The organism is Azospirillum sp. ST 5-10 (assembly GCF_051225715.1).
In the GTDB taxonomy this organism is placed as follows: Bacteria; Pseudomonadota; Alphaproteobacteria; order Azospirillales; family Azospirillaceae; genus Azospirillum.
Window position 1 is genome coordinate 1 of record NZ_JBPJSP010000101.1, and the last position, 722, is coordinate 722.

Below are 722 nucleotides of genomic sequence, written 5' to 3' on the forward strand. Positions count from 1 at the left end.
GCTTATCGCAACGTGCTGCGTCCTTCATCGCCTCTCAGTGCCAAGGCATCCACCAGATGCCCTTAAGACGCTTGATCCTTGAACAGCGAATGCGCCGCGCGCAGGAACAAGCCCGCCCGCAACTCTCCGCCGCAAGATGCACTCCCATCCCAATCCCCAGGGCGATCCCTCGCCCAAGGACCGGAACGGGACGTCCTCGGTCACTTTCACTTACCCTCTTCACTTGTCCAAGAACCCGCCCCGCAAACGCTGCGAGGCACCTTCCGAAGAAGGCCCACGGGTCGAAACCGTGTCGTGTTTCCCCTGACGGATCTCGTCCAGCGCGCAGCACCCCGACACCCCTTCGACAGAAGGATGGTGGAGGCAGACGGGATCGAACCGACGACCTCCTGCTTGCAAAGCAGGCGCTCTCCCAACTGAGCTATGCCCCCGGCGTCGTGCCGTCCTCTTTGAACTGGTGGGCCAGGGAGGATTTGAACCTCCGACCTCACGCTTATCAAGCGCGCGCTCTAACCAACTGAGCTACTAGCCCAGATGACAGAAGACAGATGACAGGCGTCAGAATTCCTCTGACGTCCGACATCCGGTCCCTGACGTCTGATTTTCGAGATCCGTGAGACGGGATGCGCCGGCGGACGGGCGGATGGTCCGGGCGGGAGATGGATCGGTTTCCTTAGAAAGGAGGTGATCCAGCCGCAGGTTCCCCTACGGCTACCTTGTTA

The 722-nt window shown here is 60.8% G+C and carries 2 tRNA genes; both read right to left on the reverse strand.

Features of this window, described 5'->3' with window-relative positions:
* Positions 1-355: 355 nt before the first annotated feature.
* Positions 356-431 (reverse strand) — tRNA-Ala (locus ACSBPG_RS31995).
* A gap of 24 nt (positions 432-455) precedes the next feature.
* Positions 456-532: transfer RNA gene (locus ACSBPG_RS32000), tRNA-Ile, on the reverse strand.
* Between the last annotated feature and the right edge of the window lie 190 nt (positions 533-722).